Here is a 3527-nt window from a genome sequence, read left to right on the forward strand (position 1 = left end):
GAAACATTCCGCTCAATTAAAGCGACCTACTTTAGAATCGCGCTCGATTTTGTCGAAACTTATCACAACGATGCTTTGATGAATGGCTTGTCGCTGGATATTCATCAGGAAGAAAAAGCCGTCGAGCTTTTTGCTCACAACATCATGAAAGCTGGTGAAGCCTTCCTCGAGAAGCCGATGGATACCCCTTTCATTCCTAGTTGGAACAGAGTTATTAGCGCCAAGCCCGATATTCTCGAAAGACTATATGCAGCGGTGGAGGCTGACAATAAGGAGTTTTTCTCACAATGAACTCTATATACTCGGCTCTAGTCCAGCAAGCTCAACACTTGCTGGACGTTATTTATCATGACATCGAACTAAACGAGAGCACCGCCTCTCTAACAGATAGCGCGCTTAAGGAAATGAGGCTAGATACTAGCTGCCAGACACCAGGGGATCACCAGACATTATGGGATCAATCAACAACGTGCATGATTACTTATGGCGACACATTTCTTGTCGATGGGGAAAAACCTCTCCATACACTCAAGCACTTTCTTGACGAGCACTGTGAAAGCACCATTAATTCAGTTCATATCCTGCCTTTTTTCCCCTATAGCTCAGACGATGGCTTTGCGGTCATGGATTTTTCAAGCGTTAATGAAGCCTTAGGCGATTGGCCCGATATCCAGGACATCGCCAGCCACTATAAGCTTATGAGTGATCTGGTGATTAACCATTGCTCTAGCCGTAGTGTCTGGTTTCAGAACTTTATTAAAGCCGAAGGCCCTGGACACGATTACTTTTTTACCGAAGACCCGGAAACAGACCTAAGCGCTGTCGTTAGGCCCAGAACAAGCCCACTACTTAGAAAAACTGAAACGCCTTACGGCACGCAACACGTATGGTGTACCTTTAGTCATGATCAGGTCGACTTCGATTTCAGAAACCCTCGGGTATTACTGCAATTCATCAAGATCATTAGACACTACCTCGATATGGGCGTTCGAGTATTTCGCCTGGATGCTATTGCCTTTCTATGGAAGCGTGCCGGTACTAGCAGTATCAATCTGGAAGAAACACATAACGTCGTTCGCCTGCTTCGTTTGTTAATCGAACATGCTCAGCCCGATGCCATTATTATCACTGAGACTAACATTCCCAATAGAGAAAACTTGTCGTACTTTGGTAATGCTAACGAAGCGCATTGTGTTTATAACTTCGCTTTGCCCCCCTTATTGCTGAATACCTTAATCAGTGGGAACTGTCATCACTTGAAGCTGTGGCTGATGAGCATGCCTCCGGCACAGCACGGCACTTGCTATTTCAACTTCATTGCCTCTCATGACGGTATTGGCTTACGGCCAATTGAAGGAATTCTCAACGAAGATGAGGTACAAAATCTAGTAGAAACCATGCAAAGCTTCGGAGGACAAATCTCATGGCGAGCACTGGACAGCGTAGATGGTCGAAATACCGAAACGCCTTCTCGCAAACCATACGAAATCAATATCTCACTATTCGATGCGCTACAAGGCACGACAGAAGGAAAAGATCAATTCGGTATCGAACGTTTTCTCTGTGCACATACCATTATGTTTGGCTTAGAGGGCATTCCGGGTATTTATGTCCATAGCTTGCTAGCCACCCAAAACGACTATAAGCGAATGGAGAACACCGGCCATAATCGATCTATTAACAGACACCAGTGGGACTATACAGATTTAACTACGCAGCTTAACGAAAACACGCATCACCAGCGTGTCTTCAGCGAAATAAAACGTCTGCTAAAAATCCGACAACAACATGCTGCCTTTCACCCTAATGCAGTGCAATTCACTTTGCACCTGGGGGATAAAATATTCGCCTATTGGCGTCAGTCTCCAGACAGAAAGCAAAGCATTTTTTGTATATCGAACATCAGCAAGGAGTCACAGCAACTTGCGATAGCTGACATTAATCTGGTCGATACTCAAGCATGGTGCAACTTAATCAGTGGGCAAGAGCTTAGCAAAGCTGATAACACAATCGATTTAGCGCCTTATCAGACAATCTGGTTATCAAACCTCTGTGCTCTCTAGCCCGGCTAAATCAACTCGCCTCCTGTTTCGACTAGTCATTTTTCTATAGAAACAGGAAGGCTCCACTCCTTGCATATAAGTACCGTCACCAAAGTGACTTAAAAGAGACATAAATTTGTAGCACTCTCGAAACATAATTCCCTCTTCAGTAAAAACACCTATCGTTAAATGGAAAGGAAAATTATGCACTCTATGAATATGTTTAAGAAAACGGCTCTCGCTCTCGCCATTTCAAGCCCCCTCTTGTTAGCAGGTTGCAGCGATGACGATAAAGACTCCTCGTCAGTCAAAAACTTCAATAGAGTGGCGACTTTCCACGTATGTGAGCAGATCAATACTCAATGTAATGACGACACCGAAACCGTTGCAGAAATTGTTGCCGCAAGCACTGACGGACAAACGTTAATCTATACTGACAGCGAGCAAGAACAGCTAGGCTTCGTCGATATTTCTACTATTGAGTCTCCGGCTGCTGCAGGCACATTCGCACTCAATGGCGAGCCAACATCAGTAGCGATCAAAGGAGAGTACGCTCTCGCGGCTGTAAACACTTCAACAGACTACGTCACGGTATCGGGCGAGCTAGCTGTCATTAATATTGCGAGTAAAACTCTAGTTAGAACGATCGCTCTTGGCGGCCAACCAGACTCTATCGCAGTCAGCCCGGACAGCATGTATGCACTTGTGATTCTTGAAAACGAGCGTGATGAAGATCTAGGCGATGGTGCGCCACCGCAGCTTCCAGCTGGCGAGCTGGTTATTCTTAACCTAAGCGGTGAACCTGCTGATTGGACAAGCCAAACTCTAGACATCACCGGAATTGCTGACCTGTACGCAGCAGACCCTGAGCCAGAATATGTCGATATCAACAGTGACAATATCGCTGTTGTCACACTTCAGGAAAACAACCACATTTTATTAGTTGACCTGGAAACAGCCACGGTTAGCGCAGACTTCTCAGCGGGTACCGTTGATCTTGAAAACATCGACAACACAGAAGAAGATGCCGCCATTATTTCATTAAGCGAGAGCTTAAACGATATTCCTCGTGAGCCTGATGGCGTATCTTGGATTGACACTGAATATTTCGCCACTGCCGATGAAGGTGATTTAGACGGTGGCAGCCGTGGCTTCACAATCTTCAACAAGCAAGGTGAAGTGGTTTACTCTTCCGGCAACGACCTGGACCACATGGCAGTTCGCTTCGGCCACTACCCAGATGCTCGTTCTGGAAACAAAGGTAACGAGCCTGAGAATATCGAAGTTGCTAGCTTCGGTGGTACGCCTTACTTATTCGTCAACTCTGAACGTGCTAACCTAGTATTTGTTTACGATGTCAGTAACCCAGAGCAGCCTGTATACAAGCAAACCCTACCTGCGGGTGTGGGCCCTGAAGGTGGCTTGGCTATCCCTGATAGAAACCTACTGGTTGTCGCCAGTGAAAAAGATGATCGTGGTGATAAG

The 3527-nt window shown here is 45.9% G+C and carries 1 protein-coding gene and 2 pseudogenes; all 3 read left to right on the forward strand.

The window, feature by feature from the left end:
• Nucleotides 1–291 (forward strand): annotated as a pseudogene (locus A3757_RS13630) (glycosyl transferase); the annotation flags it as partial.
• Complete coding sequence (locus tag A3757_RS13635; RefSeq protein ID WP_068509484.1) at nt 288–2063, forward strand: sugar phosphorylase; 1776 nt, start codon at nt 288–290, stop codon at nt 2061–2063. The pseudogene A3757_RS13630 and the gene A3757_RS13635, both read left to right, overlap by 4 nt.
• 183 nt (nt 2064–2246) lie before the next feature.
• A pseudogene (locus A3757_RS13640) lies at nt 2247–3527 on the forward strand (alkaline phosphatase); the annotation flags it as partial.

Source organism: Oleiphilus sp. HI0117 (assembly GCF_001635235.1).

What these genes read in the sequence shown, in the direction of transcription:
- A3757_RS13635 (WP_068509484.1), top strand. Translation starts at nt 288, where the DNA reads ATGAACTCTATATACTCGGCTCTAGTCCAGCAAGCTCAACACTTGCTG.